Below are 18,870 nucleotides of genomic sequence, written 5' to 3' on the forward strand. Positions count from 1 at the left end.
TCATTATTATCTCCGATGATTCACTTTTACTTCCTCAATCCGCGTATGTGCCAGTTGGGGGTGCGGAATGTGGGTTACAAAGTGTGAAAGTGCAGTTAGCCACAGTCGGAGAAGTTGACTCAATCCAGACTCCCGTGCCGCGACTATCGAGATTGGTGACAGTTACTCCGCGCAATTGGGAATTAGTTGCTAGCAGTATCGTGATATTTTGGCCGGCAGCGGTGGGACTGACAAATTTGCCACTTCCTTGAATCAGAATGCCTCTACCTTTGTTAGTTTCATTGCCAATAACTTTTACTCCCGATGGAATTTCCAAGGGGAATTGTTCGCCGCTAGCTGCGCTATAAGTTCCCGGTGCTAACTGAATCGTAGTTCCTGATGCAGCGCGGCCGATCGCGCGGGCTATAGTTTTGAATGGGGCTGATTGGCTGCCGACTGCGGAATCGCTGCCTGTTTGCGGGTTGACGTAAAGTGTTGTCATGTTTTTGCCCAAGAGATAATTGGCGATCGAGCTTTTGTGGAATTTTCATTGTCTGCGAACTTGACCCCGGATACATATTCAGCTTTTATCAGGAAGACACCCACAGGGGATGACAACCATAGGGGAATTGCCCTACAAAGGACTATATTTCTCCTTACCAGCAACAGCAAATATCCGATTTATTAAAGAAGTCAGGTATCTGGATTTTCTATTAAACATCTCCAAAAAAGCAAGCTTTGAACAGGCAAGATGCCTGTTCCACAATAATTATTGGAGATGTCTATTTCATTCGCAGACAGTCGAGATTCCCGGCCCAAAAACCTTAACCGCTTCAGCCAAATCAGTTTCACCCATTAAAATGCAGCGTCTTAGTAAATCGATATCCAGCGTTTCCAATCCTGACAGTTGACTCTGAATTACTTGCTCGTAGCCATCTGCGCGGAGATGATACAGCCGCAGCGTGCCATCTTCCCAAAACCAGATTTCAGGCACGCCCAAAGCCCGATATTTTGGCAACTTGCTCAGTCCACCGCTAGTATAAACCACCTCGATCGACAAATCGGGAATCAACTTAGGTTCTCCCAAACAAAACGATTTGTCTGCTTGAGTAGAAGCTTCTGGCGTCTTCTCCTGCGTCATTGAACCAGAAGGGTAAAACTTAATACCTTGTTGCAGCAGAAAAGTGGTCACCAAGTAACCAATGATTTCCGAAAAATTTTCGTGTTGGAATCCCGGCATCAGAATCTCGATCGCCCCTGCGAAAAAAGACAACTTTATGCCAGGGGAAGCTTCCGAAACCTTCTGGATTAATTTGAATTGCTCCCAAGTGCCGTTGAGCACCACTCGCCCATCGAGAATTTCGCGATCGAGAATTTGTGTCATTGACCCGCACCATTATCTCTTATCGGCATTATAACGCATTGGGCGATCGCTCCTACAGAATATCCATGCAGCAAATGTAGCTGAGGAATCCGAACAGTTATTTCTAGTTCCCAGGCTCTTCCTAAGAACACATATCCCAAGGCTCTGCCTCGTCTTAACTTCCAGCCTATTTCACAATACAAGACGCATCCAACACCACTACAATTTCATTCTGAAAAACAGCACAGCTTGCCATTGCTGAAGCTAAGGCGGGAATTTTCCCTTGTTCGATAGAAAGCCTCGCCTCCGGTATAGAATCAAATTGATTTAGCCAGCCATCATCCTTTACATACTGAAGACTCAAAGCATGGCGATCGAGCATCCAAAAATCAACTCCATAGCTGTTAATGAAGTTTTGCAAGACAGCTCGATCGGGAGTGTATTGAGCGCGAATTAAATCGTTAACTCGCTGCTGATATTTGCTGTAGTAGCCTTTCTGATAAGGCACTGCATATTCCTTTGCCACTAAAACCGAACGCTGACTAAATGTTGGCAAATAATCCGTCTCTGCCGCGATTGAAGCAATCAGGGTATCTTTAGGTTGTTGCTCAAAAAATTTGTACAAATCCGGCATTTTACCTTCGACATACCCGACGGTGGGAAATTTTTTGACCAAGCAGGGATAAAGGACAACGGCGATAGCGATTGTCGCTGTCGTAATTAGTGCAACTAGATTTTTTACATCAAAGGTTGTTGCGCTTTTTAATGCCAAATGACCGACTCCATCGATAATTAAAGTTAGGGAAATCGCAGTTATCAAAACAACAATAAATCGCAAGCTGTAGGCTGTATAGCGACCTGGTTGATACAGCTTTAAAAGGGTAGCATGAGCAGCAAAAAACATCGCCGAGGATGCTAAAAATAGCTGAAGCAAAAGCCAGATTTGGCGTTGAATCTGATTTGCTAAGGGAAAAACCGATCGCAAAAACAGCAGTAGCGGAAATAACAATCCGACACAGTGAGTTACAGGCGTAAACAGCGACTTGGGAAACATCCCGCTGCCCCGCCCTGTCAACCAATAATCTTTGGGGTTTGGATGAAACAAAGGACTTCTGCCGTCTGGTGCAAATTCGCCCATTTGCTTGGCTTCTGCTGCGGTATAAGTTGGGCCAAATTCAGAGTTATCTAAGGCATAGGGCAGCATTACTAAAAAGATTACTCCCAAACCTGTACTGCAAAATAGGTAATTTGTGCGATCGCCCGACAAGCGCAAACCGCCATTTTCCCAGCATAGCAGCCGCAAAACTAAAATTCCAGCAGCAACCAAGGCGTAAGGAGGATAGAATAGTCCGATCAGGGCGATCGCTCCCAAACAAGGCAGCAAGGAACTGCGCGACAAATAATATAAAAAAGCCAGAAATATCGGATATATAAAAGCTCTTGGCGTTGTGGAAGCCAAATCATCAGTCATCCACATATGCTGATTTAACAGCAAAGATGCAATAAATCCAGTCATCGGCACTGGCAGCATTTCTAGACACAGGCCAAAACAGTAATAAGTGGAGATTAAGCCGAGAAATAGCGGCAATATTTTGTGAAGAAATAGCGGATGAATGCCAATTGTTGCGGCTAATTTGTAGAGCGTGCTGTATCCTGCGGGGGCGACAGATTGAAAGTAATTAGCAATGAAATCGTTGGGGAATAATTCAGGATCGACAAACCGCATCATCCAGAAAACGTGCTGCCTCGCATCGTCTTGCACGATATACTCACCGCTAAAGGCTTGCTTGAGTCCTAAAATAGCATAGATGGCGGCAAATGTCAAGCTCAGAGTCAACCAAAATATGGTGTGCGATCGGGATGTGCGATCGACTGTAGCAGTTAGAAATTTGTGCAACCGAGCTATTAATACCATTTTAGATTTTAGATTGGAGATTTTAGAATTGGGAATGACTGATTTTGACAAGTAGGATTATATTATGCCAGGTCAATTACCCCTAATAAAAAGTGTTTGCCGTAAGGAATAAAGTCCTCACGACAAACCGCTTTATTTTCAACTTCGCCCTATTTTAGATTATTTTCCAGCCCGCACACCGGCAATTTTAAGGCGAATCCGATACAGACTTGTACTTCCCGTAATATAAAGCGTTTTGCGATCGCTTTCTCCCCAAGCCAAATTAGTCGCCGTCTCAGGTACAGAAATCTTCCCCAAAAGCTTACCATCCGGCGAGAAAATCCACACTCCCCCCGGCCCGGTGCTGTAAACATTCCCCTCTACATCAACTTTTAAACCGTCGGGAACTCCGCCTTGACTAGCATCTTTTAACTCCGCAAAACGCTGCTGGTTGGTAACAGTTCCGTCCGGTTTTATATCGAAAACAGCAATGTATCCCGCTTCCGAATTGTTGACATAAAGTTTTTGCTCGTCGGGTGAAAAAGCGATGCCATTCGGCAGCACCAAATCCTTAACCAGCAGAGTTAATTTTCCGTCGGGTGCCAGTCGGTAAACACCGTAAAAGCCCAATTCTTCCTGGTCTTTACTAACACCGTAGGACGGATCGGTAAAATAAATGCTACCATCGGATTTAACAACCAAATCGTTCGGACTGTTGAGCCTTTTTCCCTCGTATCTATCCGCCAGTGTGATAACTTTGCCGTCTTTTTCTGTGCGGGATACGCGGCGATTTTCGTGTTCGCCAGTAAGTAGGCGGTTTTCTTTGTCTAAAGTATTGCCGTTGGCTTTTCCCGAAGGGCTGCGAAATACCTCAACTTGCTGATTTGATGCGAATTTATAGATAATATTTGCGGGAATATCGCTGAACAGCAAAAAGCCGTCTGGATGCCAAATTGGGCCTTCTATAAATTGGAAATTGCCAGCTAGTTTTTCTAATTTTGCGCTGTCATCGAGAATACGTTGCATGGTATTTTTTTTGTCCTGGTTTTCCGTTTGGGCGGTCAAATTTGTTAAGTTACCCCTAAGTTTCTGGCTGGGGTTGCTGACTGCTAAACTTAATACTATCAACAAAAAACTGATTGTAGCAATTTTGACTGTCATGTTTGCTCATAACTGAATTACTTCCTTCCCACCATAAGATTACCTATCTCGTTTTTTACTTCTTCCTTTATTCTTTTTTTGCTGCTACAAGAGCCCTATAGGCATCCTAAATCATTTGTGAATTTCTTACTCCCTCCCCTTGATAAGGGGAGGGTTGGGGTGGGATCAAAAATTTACCACTCCTGCAAAGATTGCTATATCACGCCCCTTAGCTAACACATCTAAAGCAGTTCGTAAACTCACTATTTTAAGCCCAAAAAAAGATAATTGAGAGCGGTATTAAATTCGATAGTACCGTATGTAACAAAAAAAAGAAGCTCGAAAATGCGAGCTTAATAATATTTAACTTAAAACGTTTTACCTGTCAACTGTTAAGCGGAAAATCAAACAAATAGCGCCGCAATACCAAGAACTATCGCACCGATACTCCTCACAAAAGACCTGAAGCGGTGATAACTGTTAACCACCGTACCGCTATCGCTTTCAAGCTGAATCAAATTCATCCAAGGTGCAACACCCAGGCGGAACCAACCCAAAGTCCTAACATCCATCCCAATCAAACTTTTAACCCGTTTCATGCCAAACATAAAATTACCAATTGGCCCAAAACGAGAAGCATAGCGCAGATAAATCATTCCCGTTCGGTCTAGCAATTTCAAATCAGAAGAGAAGGTATAAGCTGTTGTGCATTTAAATTGTATATTTCGAGTCCCGATCAAAAATCGTCAAATCCTCTCCCTCTCTCCCCTGGGAGCATCTCATATTTGTAAAAACACTTCTTCTGGCTCCTTCCTTCTTCCTTCTTCCTTCTTCCTCTTTTCTCCTGGCTCCTGACTCCTGACTCCTAACTCGAATTTCTAGCGGAGGGCGGCTTTCATTGAGATGCTCTCTCTCCCCTTCTCCCCCTCTCCCTCTCTAATACCATAGGCAATCTAAATGCAACACAGCTTAACCCGCATCTCTGTATCAGTTTAACGCCGGCTTTGCGCGATCGCCCTGCCTTGCGTAAAGGAGCATGAGATGACATAATAATCTCCAAAGGTTATTGACAAATGGCAATGATCGTGAGATTTTATCTATACTTCACTGTTTTAACCTGTTAATGCGAATGGCTGTAAGGGGTCTCAACAAAAATAGAGAATTTCCTCTAAAATTGTTAAGACTGAAAACCACTCCGAAATTTATTTGTGCGAATTCAATTCAAAACTCAAAATCCAAAACCCAAAACTCAAAACTATTTAAAAGTTACTGCCATGTCTATTATTGAAATTGCCCAAAAAACGCGCGTATCTGCTAGAAAATTGGCAGTTTTGTCCGCTGAGGCTAAAAATCAAGCTATTGAAGCTATTGCGAAAGCTTTAGAAGCTGCGGCGCCGGATATTTTGGCGGCGAATGCGGCTGACTGCAAGGCGGCTGAGGCGGATGGAATTGCCAAACCGCTGTACGATCGCCTAAAGTTGGATGAGAGCAAGTTGAAAAGTGCGATCGCTGGCGTGCGAGATGTTGCGAAACTCCCAGATCCGATCGGTGTCGTGCAAATTCACCGTGAATTGGATACAGGATTAATTCTGAAGCGCATCACCTGTCCTTTGGGCGTTTTAGGAATTATTTTTGAAGCGCGCCCAGAGGCGTTAATTCAGATAGTATCCTTGGCAATAAAATCTGGAAATGGCGTCATTCTCAAAGGTGGCAAAGAAGCTGTTCGTTCCTGCGAAATATTGACAAAAGTGATACATCAAGCATTAGCAGAAACTGCGGTTAATCCAGAAGTCGTGCAGTTGCTCACCACGCGGGAAGAAACAATCGAACTGCTCAAAATGGATGAATATGTAGATTTGATTATTCCCAGAGGTTCTAATTCCTTCGTGCGGTTCGTGCAGGAAAATACCCGAATTCCCGTGTTGGGGCACGCCGACGGCATTTGTCATTTGTACGCCGATAAAGCGGCGGATATTCAGAAAGCAGTAGAGATTTCTGTAGATGCAAAAACTCAGTATCCAGCCGCCTGCAATGCGATTGAAACTTTGTTAGTTCACAGTGCGATCGCCCCCAAATTCCTGCCCGCTGTTGCAGCAGCTTTGCAGCAGAAAAAAGTCGAACTGCGGGGAGACGAAAAAACTCGCGCCATCCTCGAAAATATTGCCGAAGCAAATGAAGCGGATTGGTCTACAGAATACAGCGATTTGATTTTGTCAATCAAAATAGTAGATTCTGTGGAAGAGGCAATTAACCATATCAATACATATGGTTCCAGACATACAGATGTCATTGTCACCGAAGACAGCGAAGTCGCCGAAACTTTTTTAAATGGAGTCGATGCGGCCGGAGTTTATCACAATTGTTCGACTCGATTTGCCGACGGTTTTCGCTACGGTTTCGGTGCAGAAGTGGGGATTAGCACCCAGCAAATGCCGCCTCGCGGGCCTGTCGGTTTAGAGGGGTTGATTACCTATAAGTATCGAGTTGTTGGGGATGGCCATGTTGCCGCGAGTTATGTGGGGAAAGATGCTAAGGAATTTACACATCGAGATTTGTAAATTCTCGATAGGCGATCAAACCAGACAATAAAAAAGCCTGTAGGGGCGGGTTTTACCAACAATATTTGATGTTCACGAACAATTTATATAAACCCGCCCCACACAGCAGATAATCCAGATTAACCTGATGTTCGATCGAATGCCAAAAATGTAGATTTGGATTTGTCGTTAGGTGGGGGCGGGTTTACTATATTGTTGGTTTCTAACATAGATGCTTGGTAAAACCCGCCCCTACGATATCCTGTAGATAATGAATCTTAACCAAAGGGTGGGGGCGGGTTTATTATATTTTTGGTTTCTAACATAGATGGTTGGTAAAACTCACGCCTACGATAGCCTGTAGCTACTGAATCTTAACCAAAGTGTCTCTTCTCCTTCATCCATCGCAAAAAAAGCGATCGCCCTGAAATTCAAACAAACTTAGCTACAATAAGCTATACTGTGCTCGGCGACTCCCCAAATCGAACAATTTGCCGTGGTTTATGTCTAACTCCTCCCTCCTCGCCCCCGGTTCGACTCTCGAAAAACGCTACCGCATTCTCCGCGAATTAGGCCGGGGCGGCTTTGGCCGCACTTACCTCGCCGAAGATATCAACCGCTACAACGAACATTGCGTGCTCAAAGAGTTTTCTCCGGTGGTTCACAGCCCGAAAGCGGCCGAATTGTTCGATCGCGAAGCGAGTATGCTTTACCACCTCCAACACCCCCAAATCCCCCGTTTTCGAGAGCTCCTGCGAACGGATTTGGGCGGGAATCCATCTTTATTTTTAGTCCAAGATTATATCAAAGGTCAAACCTACGAAGAAATATTGATATCGCGTCAGCAACAAGGTAAAAATTTTACCGAAGCCGAAGTTACTCAACTGCTATTTCAGCTTTTACCAGTTTTAGAATACATCCACTCAAAAAATTTAATTCACCGCGATATTTCCCCGGATAATATTATTCAGCATGATGCTGACAAACTACCCTTTTTAATTGATTTTGGTTCTGTTAAGCAAATCGCAGCCAATGCCGTACTTCAGTTTAACGGACAATCGGATACGGCGATCGGCAAACAGGGTTATTCGCCAGCCGAACAAATGCGGCTGGGGAAAGTTTCTGCTGCTAGCGATTTGTACGCTTTAGCCGTCACGGCTTTAGTCTTGCTAAGTGGCAAAAAGCCTCAAAAATTGTACGATATTAATAATAAAACTTGGGATTGGCGATCGCACGTCAGTGTCAGCCCAAATTTATCCACGGTATTGGATCGGATGTTAGCAGAACAACCGGGCGATCGCTACCAATCTGCAAAAGCAGTCCGCGAAGCACTCAAAGATCCAAAACTCTCTCACATTGGCAGTATAATTTCCCAAATGGTGACAATGAACTTTGTTGGCCGCCCGTTCAAAAATAGCACTCAAACTGCTACCAGCAATCATACTCCTGTTCACCAAACTCCTCAAATTGTTAATAACAACAGCACATTCAAGTTAATTCCTTGGAAAACCCTAGGGAGTTTAACTGTCGTTTTGGTGCCAGGAATTTTAGCTTTTAGTGTAGTCAAATCTGGTTTCACATTGCCCAAGTTGCCTGATTTACCTAAATTTTCTTCGCGCCAACCGCCTCCCGATACATCCTTAGAGGAATCCGAAATAATTCGTCAAGAAAAGATTGGTAAACGGCGCAAAAATCTCAACATTGAGCAAGATATATTCTATCAAAAAGTTGATGAATTATATTACAATAAATATCCAGAATTACAAGGGCGCAGCTTGACAGAAAAGCCAGAAGATGCTGAAATTAGGCGGAAATGGTATGAAGTTGCTGAGGATTTATTGGACAAGTTGGAGAAAGGAGGAGAGTTGTGAAATTTAAGATAGAATAAGAGTGATTGAACCGCAGAGGGCGCAGAGGGCGCAGAGGGAAGAGGAAGAGGGGGCAAGGAAAGAGAGGGAAGAGACAGATAACTTTATCTGGTTTAATACAAGTTGGTATAGGCAACGCACTTTTAGTTTATTACAAAATGGATTCTATTCAACTTACAGGAATTCGCTGCTACGGGTATACGGGCTATCTGCCGGAAGAGCAAGTTTTGGGCCAGTGGTTTGAAGTGGATGTTACTCTCTGGCTGGATTTATCGCAAGCTGGAAAAAGTGATGATATTCAACATACTCTTGATTACCGCAGCGCAATTACTCTGATTCAAAAGCTAGTCAAAGAGTCGAAATTTTTATTAATCGAACGCCTAGCAGATACTATTGCTCAAGCGCTTTTACAACTACCGTTAGTCGAAAAAGTTAAACTACAACTCTCGAAACCTGCTGCCCCCATCCCTGATTTCGGTGGCAGAATTACTCTAGAAATTACTAGAAGTCATTAGTCCTTAGTCCTTAGTCCTTAGTCCTTAGTCCTTAGTCATCAGTCTTTAATCTGCATTAGTTTGTCACTAATGACTGATGACTGATGACTGATGACTATTGATTAATTACCACTTGAGCAAGTTAAATTCTTCCATGTCTACGGTATTGCGGTTGCGATAAATCGCCAAAACAATGGCCAAACCCACGGCCGCTTCAGCCGCCGCTACCGTAACTACAAACACGGTAAATACTTGGCCCTTAATTTGTACGGGGTCGAGATAATTGGAGAAACCCATCAAATTGAGATTGACAGCATTCAGCATCAACTCGATCGACATCAACACGCGCACTGCATTTCTGCTGGTAATCAAACCGTAAATACCAATACAGAAAAGTGCGGCGGCTAATAACAGGAAATACTGGAGTTGCAGTTGCATAAATTTTTTGAGTCTTTCTCAATCAACATTACTACAAGACAGAGAGATAGGTGCAGTGAACACCCTACTATACGGTGTCTAAATCATTCATACAGTAGGGGTAATGCTCCGTACCTACCTCCGATCTGGGCAACCACGGGGAAATTGCCCCTACCTTAATTGTACGAATCATTTAGACTCACTACTTTTACTTAGATTCTGGCGAAGACACATCTCCGGCCGAAACTAATTCGCGAGGTCTTTCCGGCAAACTCAAAGCAGGTGTTTCGGATAGCTTCTTTGACAGTTCATCCGGGAAAAAATCACGGCGCGCCAACACAATTGCCCCTACCATTGCCATCAACAAAAACACTGATGCTAACTCGAAAGGCAGCAAAAAGTCGGTAAAGAAATGTTTGGCGATTGTCACGATCGAACTTTCGGCCGGTGCTCCTGTCGTCGCGACAATAGCCCAAGGAGTAGACACCACCATCGTACCCAACAGTGCAAACAAGCCTACGCAAACTACTGCTGTTGCTACTTGACGCACCCAAGCGTTGGGAATTGTGCGGAAATCTTCGCGCTTGTTCACCAACATAATGGCAAACAAAATCAAGACGTTAACAGCGCCAACATAAATCAATACCTGCGCTGCTGCTACAAAGTCGGCATTCAGCAACAGGTACAAGCCGGCAATGCTGGTAAATACGCCGCACAGCAAAAATGCTGAGTAAACGATATTTGAGAACAGCACTACTCCTAGTGCTCCTGCAATCATCATTACCGACAGTATGCCAAATGAAACAATTTGAACCCCTTCAGCTAGATTCACAATTTTTTATCCTCAATTATTAGTTTTCTATTGTTCGTTTTTACTCATTAGTTAGCAGTCATTAATAATTGGTTATTTCACTAATGACTGATGACTGCTGACTAATGACTAATTACTTACTTTTCGATAATTTCCTCGGGACGCAGACCGGCGCGGCGATCGGTGTAGGAAACTTCATGGGGGTCGATCGCACCTTTCGGCAAATAAGCGAATTCCCGCATCGGTGTCACCATCGGATCGTCTGTAACCTTGTAGGGCAAACGTCCGAGGGCCACGTTGTCAAAATTCAATTCATGACGTTCGTAGGTGGCTAACTCATACTCTTCTGTCATCGACAAACAATTAGTCGGACAATATTCTACGCAGTTGCCGCAGAAGATACAAACACCGAAATCGATACTGTAGTGCTTGAGTTGCTTCTTCTTAGTTTCTTTGTTAAATTCCCAATCCACTACAGGCAAATTGATCGGACACACCCGAACGCAGACTTCGCAGGAGATGCACTTGTCAAATTCAAAGTGAATTCTACCCCGGAAACGCTCCGAAGGAATTAGTTTCTCGTAAGGATACTGCACCGTAATCGGGCGGCGTCTCATGTGGTCAAAAGTAACAGATAGCCCTTGACCGATATACTTAGCAGCTTGAAGAGTCTCTTTGGCGTATTCGCCTACTTGATTGAGGAATTTTAGCATGGTGTTCTCTCTCTGTACTTGAGTTTTTGGTAATTGATAATTAATAATAGGTAATTGGTTAACAGCTATTTTGGTTTAGCTGTTGCCCTTTACCTATTATTAATTAACCGCCAAAAGCAAAGGGAAAGGCAAGTTTCAAAGCTGCGGTCAATAGCAAATTAACTAGAGCAACGGGAAGTAAAAACTTCCATCCCAAATCTAGCAATTGGTCGATCCGCACTCGCGGCAGAGTCCAGCGGAGCAGAACTGCCAGAAACAGGAAAAAGTAGGCTTTCAACATGGTCATCGTAATGCCGAGCAAGCCAGTAATTACCTGCAACCAAGGAGTCGTCTCGCTCAATCCCAGGGCATTTGTCAACACTCCGACAGGAATCGGGCATTCCCAGCCGCCGAGGTACAAAACTGCTACTAGCAGGCAAGAAAGGACGAGGTTAACGTAGGAAGCGATGTAGTACAAAGCAAATTTCATGCCTGTGTACTCAGTCTGATATCCTGCTACCAATTCTTCTTCTGCTTCCGGGAGGTCAAAGGGCAACCGTTCGCATTCTGCTAGTGCTGCGATCCAGAAAATCAGGAAACCTGCTGGTTGCCGCCAGATATTCCAACCGAGAATGCCGTAGCCGGCTTGCTGGTGTACGATGTCGATCGTACTGAGGCTGTTGGACATCATCACGACTGCCAATACTGCCAAAGCTAGGGGAATTTCGTAGCTGAGGGATTGAGCCGCGGCTCTGAGTCCGCCGAGGAGGGCGTATTTGTTGTTGGAAGCATAGCCGGACATCAGCAAGCCGATCGGCTGAATGCTAGACAGGGCAATCCACAGAAATATCGCTGTCCCCATATCGGCGATCAGCATATGCTCTCCGAACGGCACGATTAAGTAGGAGAGAAAAACTGGAATCACCACAATTACCGGGCCTAGGGTAAATAGTAGCGCGTCAGCTTTTGCGGGTACGATGTCTTCTTTGAATACCAACTTCAGACCGTCAGCAACGGGTGCTAGCACTCCCAGAGGGCCGATGAATTCCGGGCCTACCCGCTGTTGAGCGGCGGCGGAAATTTTCCGTTCCAGCCAGACGCTAGTGAGTACCCCAAAAACGGCAGCGACAATCATCAGCAACATCGGCAGGGGTAGCCAAAGCACTTGGGCGATGTCCGCTGGTAAGCCCAAATTCATCAGGGCTTCTACAAAACTTCCTTGTAAGTCAATTCCTGGGTTCATTTTTCCAGCTTTTGAGCGATCAGCATATAATTTTTAACCCGTCCTTTGTAGGAGTAGGCTTAGAAATCGGGGTCTTTGTAAAGATTTTTAATGCTTTACCGCCTAATAGTATATCGCCCGACAGGCTCCAAGAACGCACAGACAAGGTGAAGTTCTAATTATATGAGCCCGCAGCGTAGCTAATGGGTTGGTAACTTATGGTTGAGGGTTGACTGTTGACTGTTGACTGTTGACTGTTGGCTGTTGACTGTTGAGTGCCCGATCGATTTTGAGTAAGAAATCAATCTGGATTTATGCACTCTCGTCTCTCAAACCTCGATCCCCCCGACTCCCTTTAATTAATTATGGGGATGCGAGGCAGGGCTGTTTCATTCTCGCTCCGGGGCAAACCCCCCGTGGTTGCCCCGATGCCTGAAACGCCCCTTCGATCGTCGGTGGGGGGGTAGGCACGGGGGCTATCCCTACAAAACCATGATTTTCCTGAGAATGAAACAGCCCTGGGATGCGAGGGGGATCTAGACTCAGCTATAAGCCAGATATAGGCCAAACAAAAGGGCCCAGAGTTAACTCTGCGCCCTTTTAATGCTTTAAAGTGCCTTTCAAATGGTTTAAACCATTGATTTTACGTCACTTATTTTATGGAACTGGGCAGAATCGAACTGCCGTCCAAAGCGGGTATTTACCTTCCGATCGTTCACAGGTTTATCCCCTCTGATCCTCGGGGCGGGAACCATCTTTATCCTAAATGGGAGGATTTTCTAGTGATTGCTTTCCTAGCTAGCCGACTAGAAACGTTTAGCTAGGGCATCCGTTGGGGGTTGTTCTGCTACCTTTAACGGAGTGAGGTGGCAGACGCTCTAAACTGGGCTTAAGAAGTTTTTAGGCTACAGCAACAGTTTTGTTTACACGAGCGAAAGGAACGATGTTGTTCGCATTTACTATTTTTTTTGAGCCGATATTAACGAGAGTAGACTCCCTCTCGACCTGCATCACGGAGCAGCTTTCGCCACCCTGTCGAAACCATTACAGCCCCTCGTGTGTTCTTTTATCATAGACAATATTTCGTGTTGCGTCAAGTCGATCTGGGATTTTCGATTTTGGATTTTCGATTTGGGCACAAAGCTGAGTCAAGAATATTTACATCTTGCGCCATTTTCTTGAACAGGCAAGATGCCTGTTCCACAAGAGTTGAGTTTTCCTGTGGGGTGGGCATCTTGCCCGCCCAGGTTTATGGACAAGGGTGAAGGGTGCAAAATGTCAGCGCTGCCTAGTTTAATGCAAATTTTCGTCCCAGACGCCGATGTAAATCCGATCGCGCTCATTGCGTTCGATCGTCCCTTCCAGCGAACCCTTCCTAAACGTAAACCGATTACTCCGGCGCTGCTGCACGTCGCCCAAGCCTTGCAAAATCTCCCGGCTAGCGCCGCCCACCATCCCGTTTAAGGCGGTTCGCACTACCAAAGCGTCCACAGACTGAGCAAAAGAACCCTCTGTTTGTACTAGCTGGCCCGAATCGCGATCGTAAATGTAGCCGAGAGTAATTCGGTTCGGCAATATTTCATAAAGTGCGGTGCGAGTATTTGGCCAATAGCCCCGCGCTTGAGAGTCAGTCGGTTCTCCCAATTCATCTAAAATCTGACTTTCCGGCGTACCAACGGCAAATCCAGGGATTGTGGGAGTCTTCTGATAACTGGTTCCCGGTTGTTCGCTGGGTGCGGGCGATCGATCGGGCGGCAACTCTTTGTCAACAAGTTTTTCTGTTGGTGTGGGTTCGGCAGCTTCGGGAGAAGGCGCTGGTGTTGTTGCTGGGGCGGGTGTTGGAGTTTCAGCAGCAGGCGCTGGAGTTTCAGCAGCAGGCGCTGGATTTTCAGCATCGGGCGGCGGAGTTTCAGCAGCCTGCGGAGTTTCTCTGGGAGTCGGCGAGAAAGGCGTTGGTGTCGGCGCGGGGATTGGTGCGGGGTTTGAGCGCGCGTCTGGATCTGCAGGGGCCGAAGTGCGATCGTCCTGGGCCACCGGTGCGGGTTCCGAAGACGGCCGGTTGAGGAAAACCCTAGCAATACCGACTAAACCTGCCACAATAAGTGCGATCGCCACGAACCCCAAAATCCACCAAACCTGGCGGTTGTTGTTCCCTGAAGGCACTACAGCAGGCGCTGTTCTGGAACCCACAGGCGACTGAGGCCCGTGTCCCGGCATCACCGCCACCGTCGGCCCGGTGCTCGGCGACGCTGCACCCCCCTGCCCATGCAGCAGCGACAGCCACTCATCCACGGTAGCAGGGCGATTTTGAGCTTCTACCGTCATCCCCCGCATCACTGCAGAACTGACAGCCGCACTTAGCTGAGGCCGCAAGTCGCGGGGTGAAGGCATCGGCTGACTGGTACGCAAAATTGCAGCCACCGGCACCTGTGCTGTCAGTAAAGTGTAAAGCGTCGCCGCCATACCGTAAACATCTGTGGCGGGCGTATATTTTCCTTGGGCGAAATACTGTTCTGGGGGCGCGTAGCCGTCGGACACCATATTAGTGTGACTTTGGGTTGCACCAGGAGTAAACTCGCGGGCAATGCCAAAGTCAATCAGCACGACTTCCTGAGTACCTTGGCGCAAAATAATGTTTTGTGGTTTGATATCTCGGTGCAGCAAACCCTTTTGATGAACCGCCTTCAATGCAGCCCCAATTTGAGTGATGTAGAGAATTGCAAGATTTTCTGGCAGCGGATTATTTGAACCGACTACATCTGCCAAATTCTGACCGGCGATGTAGTCCATCACCATGTAAGGCTGCCCGTCTTCGACAAAGAAATCGCTGACGCGGACAATATTGGGATGAACGCAGGAAGCCAACCGCCTCGCTTCGTCTTGAAACTTGCGATCGAACTCAGCAAAATTGGGTTGCTGCCGCAGAGATTCGTTGAGGGTTTTAATGACTACAGGCTGTCCTAAATAGCGGTGATTTGCCCTGAAAGTTATTCCAAAGCCGCCGCGGCCCAATTCTTGTTCGAGGGTGTACTTTCCACCCTGTAAAGTTTTGCCGATTAGCGCATCCATAGGTTCAGGCGATCGCGTACCAGATAATATGGCTGATTATGGCACGTATGGTGGGCTAAGTTACCAGTCTAAAGGGCGATCGAGAAGTGCGATCGGCGTTGCCATTCCTTCCCGAATCGATTCCCGCATCCCCGGCACTGATAGAAGATACAGTGTTTCCTCAACAGATGCGGAGTCAGATTCAGATAATAATACTGTATTGCTAGTCTGTCCTGCGATCGCGATCTGTTGATGTGACTGACTCATGGGAGCGATCGACTGCTGCAACTGCTTCTGGGCTTCATTGATTGGGATCATAATCTTCCACAGGATTACAAAGGTATACCTTTTCTGGTCGGATTGGTAAACCATTTCTTGATTTCGCCAATAAATAACCATACGTCATCGTTTGATGGCTTAAGATAATCGAGTGATTCTGGATCTTCTCCCATTTTTTCAAAAACAGCAATCAACCAACCTGGCCCATGTCCAGTTGCACCAAGATTAGGAAGCCAAGATTCTAACTCTCCTCCCCTGACAGCAAAAATTCCATACTCAGCAAGTTTATCAAATAGATTATTGGCTGCTTCCTTATCGCCGTCAGAGAGGATCTCTACACCGCCATCACGCTTCATATTTTTCCCATCAAATTTTTGTTTAATAGCGTTACGCAAGTTAGCCAAGGACTGATGCTCTAATTCGGGGACAAAACTACTTTCTAAGAAACCCGTCCAAACTTGTCCCCCATCTTTCAGAATGTCGATATCGACGACACCAACGGCTGGGATGCCCAGTTCCCGTAATGGTTTAATTATTGTCTTAACTGTTTGCTTGTTTTGAGCATTGATAAATAAGCAGTTGGCAATCCCAAGTTCTGGCTGATACCGCAGTAGACGTTCATTAATTTCTTGATAAAAAGCACGATCGGCATCGGACTCTGTAACTACAACAAATTCGTAAAATAATCCGCTAATCACGTTTGTTGAGCGTAATAGAGGATTTCTCATCAGCGGCAAAATGTCTTTGTTGGCAAGAACCCGTGCAGTAGGAATTCCTCCACGGTAAGTCAATCTAACTATATTAACTGGCGCACCTGATTGTATGCAGCCCATGACAAAGTATGGGCTATGCGTCGATACAAAAATCCGTTTCTCAGATTCGGAGCTAGTAAGAGCAATTTCCTTCCCTAAATTAAATGCTAAAGAAGGATGCAAAAATGCTTCAGGTTCGTCAATTAAAAGAACAGCAGGATCGCCAGCGATAATTTCTGTGATTATTCCCGTAAAAGCTTTTACACCATCACTGGCTTGTTCAACAAGAGTGGCACTCGAATGAAACTGTAAAGCCTCATCATGAATACCACGTTCTTCTATGTCTGTACTTGGAGGACGAGATGATAAACGGAGCCTCAAATGTCCTAAGTGAGTGGGATCTACAACAAAGTGTAATCCAAAGGCTTCATGAATAATTCGCCTGACTTTTTTTCTTTTATCATCGTCTCGAAATAAAACCTGAAAGCTACTGTCAGGATGTTGTTGAAGATCGCCAGCAGGCTGCTGATTTACGAGGTTAATACGATTTCTGCCATCCAGAATCAACGTATTAAATGCAAGATAGAATCTACAAAAGACAGGAAGTTGGCTCTTTGTATTTTGAAGTGCCGAAAAAAGTGCCTGCTCATTTATCAGATTTCTGTTTGCTCCCTTGCCAACTATAATATGCTCAGGCATTAGCGGTTCATTAGACTGAGGTCTGAGAGTGATTTTTTCTACCTTTTTTTTTGCCATATCGGATGTAAATGAATTAAACTCAATTTCACTCAAAATGACATCCATTGAGTTTAGCTGACCGTTTGTACATAGGTAATATATCTCAGAAAGAACCTTACTCTTTCCAGAGTTGTTTGGTCCTACGAATACGGTTACAGGCGTAGTATCTATTTCTACTGACGGTTGATTTGGTGCTTTGCCAAATTTTAGTTTGATAGTCTTTATCATTGTTGTTGCATCTGCTTTAATCGTCTCACAAAAATTACTACGTTAAGTTTGACACGGATCGCTAGGTGAAGGATGCAACCCAGTTTGTATCCAAAATCGCCTGGTTGCTCGAATAGAATCTTCCTCTGGATAGCGCATATCGTTCAGATCGAGACGGGTGCAAGTGGCTCGTCCTGTTGGCGTAACACCCTGAATCACTACCCCACCGTCTATCCATACAAAATGCTCAGCCCATTTTTGACGGCGAGGATTGAAAAGAGGAACGATCTCTTGGGTGTCTGAATCAAATCCCGCTACAAAATTGTAGCGTCGCTCATTGCAACGACGACAGGCTAAGGCCAGGTTGCTAATGTCATCGGAACCTTCTAGAGACCGTGGAATAACATGATCGATGGTAAAGCGATTCGCGCTCAGACGTTCTGGGGAATGACAGTATTCACATAAATAGCTCGCTCTTTCTCGAACCGCCTGTCTCGTCGGATCACTGATTGACATCTTGAGCCGCCATCATTGCATTGATATGGGTAAAGATACGATCTAATTCCCCAATGGCGTCGAGTTCCGCTATCTCTTCTGCCATTAGTTGATCTGCCTTTTTCTTCTCTAACAATTGTTCCATGCGCTGTTGGAGCGATTCACTAAATTTGAACAACTTCCACCGATCGACTTTTTCAATGCAAATCTCATGGATTAACGAGGAGGGTTTGTTGAGAATTGAAACCATTGTAGGCTCCGAGCTTCGGGGTTTAGGTAGTGACTAGATTATAGCTTTTATTCAATCTGGCAGATTTAATGCTCCAACCGAGGACCTTCAAATTACCGCCGCAACCAGTGACTTAAACAGCCAAACGGCGTTACAGTTCAAGTCGGATGATATTCATCCCTGCTTATTTGCCATCGCCATATCTTGCCTTCTTCAGGATCGTCCACCTCTGCAATGAACTTCATTCCAACTTTTTGCAACACCCTATTCGAGACATTTTTTTCAGCTAAAGTGTGGGCGATGACTGCTTTCACCTCCTCGTGAGCAAAAGCATAATCGATCATTTCTTGTGCCACCTCAGTTGCAAATCCACGATTCCAATATTCGGAAGCAATTTCATAACCTATCTCTATAGTTCCCGACTCATCAGGTGAGCCTTTGAAACCTCCATTGCCGACAAGCACTTCATTTTTTGGATGAATAAAGAAGTAGTTGCGCCAGTCAGTTGGAGGCGGATTGGATTCGCAAGATTCGTCAGCAGGGAGGGAAAATGCTTCCGGGAAATGAGGCCAGCTATTAGGTACTATGACATTTAAAATTGCTGCAAGCTCGCTTTTATTGCGTAAGAAAGCTTCTATGTGAATCCTTTCGACGGCAAGTAGTTGAAGATTCTTAGTTTTCATCATTTTTCGAGCTTGTTTAACC

At 45.4% G+C, this 18,870-nt stretch carries 18 protein-coding genes and 1 other RNA gene; 3 read left to right on the forward strand and 16 right to left on the reverse strand.

Annotated features, from left to right (window positions below; all coding sequences use genetic code 11):
* Nucleotides 1–34: 34 nt before the first annotated feature.
* The 5 genes from QUB11_RS11765 to QUB11_RS11785 form a co-directional block, all read right to left on the reverse strand.
* The gene (locus QUB11_RS11765; RefSeq protein ID WP_333203093.1) at nt 35–481 is read right to left on the reverse strand and encodes a DUF1565 domain-containing protein; all 447 of its coding nucleotides are present in this window, start codon (nt 479–481) and stop codon (nt 35–37) included.
* Between the two features lie 285 nt (nt 482–766).
* Nucleotides 767–1,363, reverse strand: a complete 597-nt coding sequence (locus QUB11_RS11770) for a Uma2 family endonuclease (protein WP_333203095.1) — start codon at nt 1,361–1,363, stop codon at nt 767–769.
* A gap of 166 nt (nt 1,364–1,529) precedes the next feature.
* Nucleotides 1,530–3,257: a hypothetical protein gene (locus tag QUB11_RS11775; RefSeq protein ID WP_333203097.1), complete on the reverse strand. Its 1,728-nt coding sequence runs from the start codon at nt 3,255–3,257 to the stop codon at nt 1,530–1,532.
* 159 nt (nt 3,258–3,416) lie between these two features.
* Complete coding sequence (locus QUB11_RS11780) at nt 3,417–4,262, reverse strand: SMP-30/gluconolactonase/LRE family protein (RefSeq protein WP_333203099.1); 846 nt, start codon at nt 4,260–4,262, stop codon at nt 3,417–3,419.
* Between the two features lie 518 nt (nt 4,263–4,780).
* Nucleotides 4,781–5,032: a hypothetical protein gene (locus QUB11_RS11785; protein ID WP_333256935.1), complete on the reverse strand. Its 252-nt coding sequence runs from the start codon at nt 5,030–5,032 to the stop codon at nt 4,781–4,783.
* Nucleotides 5,033–5,650: 618 nt separating this feature from the next.
* On the opposite strand from QUB11_RS11785, the gene QUB11_RS11790 reads away from it, so the two are divergent.
* The 3 genes from QUB11_RS11790 to folB all read left to right on the forward strand — a co-directional run bounded on the left by QUB11_RS11790 (nt 5,651) and on the right by folB (nt 9,296).
* A complete protein-coding gene (locus QUB11_RS11790; RefSeq protein ID WP_333203103.1) occupies nt 5,651–6,934 on the forward strand; it encodes a glutamate-5-semialdehyde dehydrogenase in 1,284 nt (427 codons plus the stop codon).
* A gap of 482 nt (nt 6,935–7,416) precedes the next feature.
* Nucleotides 7,417–8,784: a serine/threonine-protein kinase gene (locus tag QUB11_RS11795; protein WP_333390602.1), complete on the forward strand. Its 1,368-nt coding sequence runs from the start codon at nt 7,417–7,419 to the stop codon at nt 8,782–8,784.
* A 155-nt stretch (nt 8,785–8,939) separates the two neighbouring features.
* Nucleotides 8,940–9,296: a dihydroneopterin aldolase gene (gene folB / locus QUB11_RS11800; RefSeq protein ID WP_333390605.1), complete on the forward strand. Its 357-nt coding sequence runs from the start codon at nt 8,940–8,942 to the stop codon at nt 9,294–9,296.
* Between the two features lie 105 nt (nt 9,297–9,401).
* Here the strand turns inward: folB and nuoK are convergent, their stop codons facing one another.
* From nuoK to QUB11_RS11855, 11 genes are all read right to left on the reverse strand, one after another.
* Nucleotides 9,402–9,707, reverse strand: coding sequence for an NADH-quinone oxidoreductase subunit NuoK (gene nuoK / locus QUB11_RS11805; protein ID WP_228042566.1), 306 nt, complete (start codon nt 9,705–9,707; stop codon nt 9,402–9,404).
* 193 nt (nt 9,708–9,900) lie between these two features.
* Complete coding sequence (locus tag QUB11_RS11810) at nt 9,901–10,524, reverse strand: NADH-quinone oxidoreductase subunit J (RefSeq protein WP_333070831.1); 624 nt, start codon at nt 10,522–10,524, stop codon at nt 9,901–9,903.
* 116 nt (nt 10,525–10,640) lie between these two features.
* Nucleotides 10,641–11,216: an NAD(P)H-quinone oxidoreductase subunit I gene (gene ndhI / locus QUB11_RS11815; RefSeq protein WP_333042046.1), complete on the reverse strand. Its 576-nt coding sequence runs from the start codon at nt 11,214–11,216 to the stop codon at nt 10,641–10,643.
* Nucleotides 11,217–11,319: 103 nt separating this feature from the next.
* The gene (gene nuoH / locus QUB11_RS11820) at nt 11,320–12,438 is read right to left on the reverse strand and encodes an NADH-quinone oxidoreductase subunit NuoH (RefSeq protein WP_333225610.1); all 1,119 of its coding nucleotides are present in this window, start codon (nt 12,436–12,438) and stop codon (nt 11,320–11,322) included.
* Nucleotides 12,439–13,074: 636 nt separating this feature from the next.
* Nucleotides 13,075–13,471, reverse strand: a transfer-messenger RNA (tmRNA) gene (gene ssrA / locus QUB11_RS11825).
* 239 nt (nt 13,472–13,710) lie between these two features.
* A complete protein-coding gene (locus tag QUB11_RS11830; RefSeq protein WP_333390607.1) occupies nt 13,711–15,486 on the reverse strand; it encodes a protein kinase domain-containing protein in 1,776 nt (591 codons plus the stop codon).
* A 60-nt stretch (nt 15,487–15,546) separates the two neighbouring features.
* A complete protein-coding gene (locus tag QUB11_RS11835) occupies nt 15,547–15,783 on the reverse strand; it encodes a type II toxin-antitoxin system Phd/YefM family antitoxin (RefSeq protein WP_333390611.1) in 237 nt (78 codons plus the stop codon).
* 14 nt (nt 15,784–15,797) lie between these two features.
* Nucleotides 15,798–17,462, reverse strand: a complete 1,665-nt coding sequence (locus QUB11_RS11840) for an AAA family ATPase (protein ID WP_333390614.1) — start codon at nt 17,460–17,462, stop codon at nt 15,798–15,800.
* 42 nt (nt 17,463–17,504) lie between these two features.
* Entirely contained in the window at nt 17,505–17,957 is a 453-nt protein-coding gene (locus QUB11_RS11845) for an HNH endonuclease signature motif containing protein (RefSeq protein WP_333390616.1), read from the reverse strand.
* On the reverse strand, nt 17,944–18,186 hold the full coding sequence (locus tag QUB11_RS11850) for a hypothetical protein (protein ID WP_333390619.1): 243 nt from the start codon (nt 18,184–18,186) through the stop codon (nt 17,944–17,946). Before QUB11_RS11850 ends, QUB11_RS11845 begins: the two co-directional genes overlap by 14 nt.
* Before the next feature lie 137 nt (nt 18,187–18,323).
* On the reverse strand, nt 18,324–18,851 hold the full coding sequence (locus QUB11_RS11855; protein WP_333203118.1) for a GNAT family N-acetyltransferase: 528 nt from the start codon (nt 18,849–18,851) through the stop codon (nt 18,324–18,326).
* Nucleotides 18,852–18,870 lie beyond the last annotated feature (19 nt).

Source organism: Microcoleus sp. B6-A1 (genome assembly GCF_036705085.1).
In the GTDB taxonomy this organism is placed as follows: domain Bacteria; phylum Cyanobacteriota; class Cyanobacteriia; order Cyanobacteriales; family Microcoleaceae; genus Microcoleus.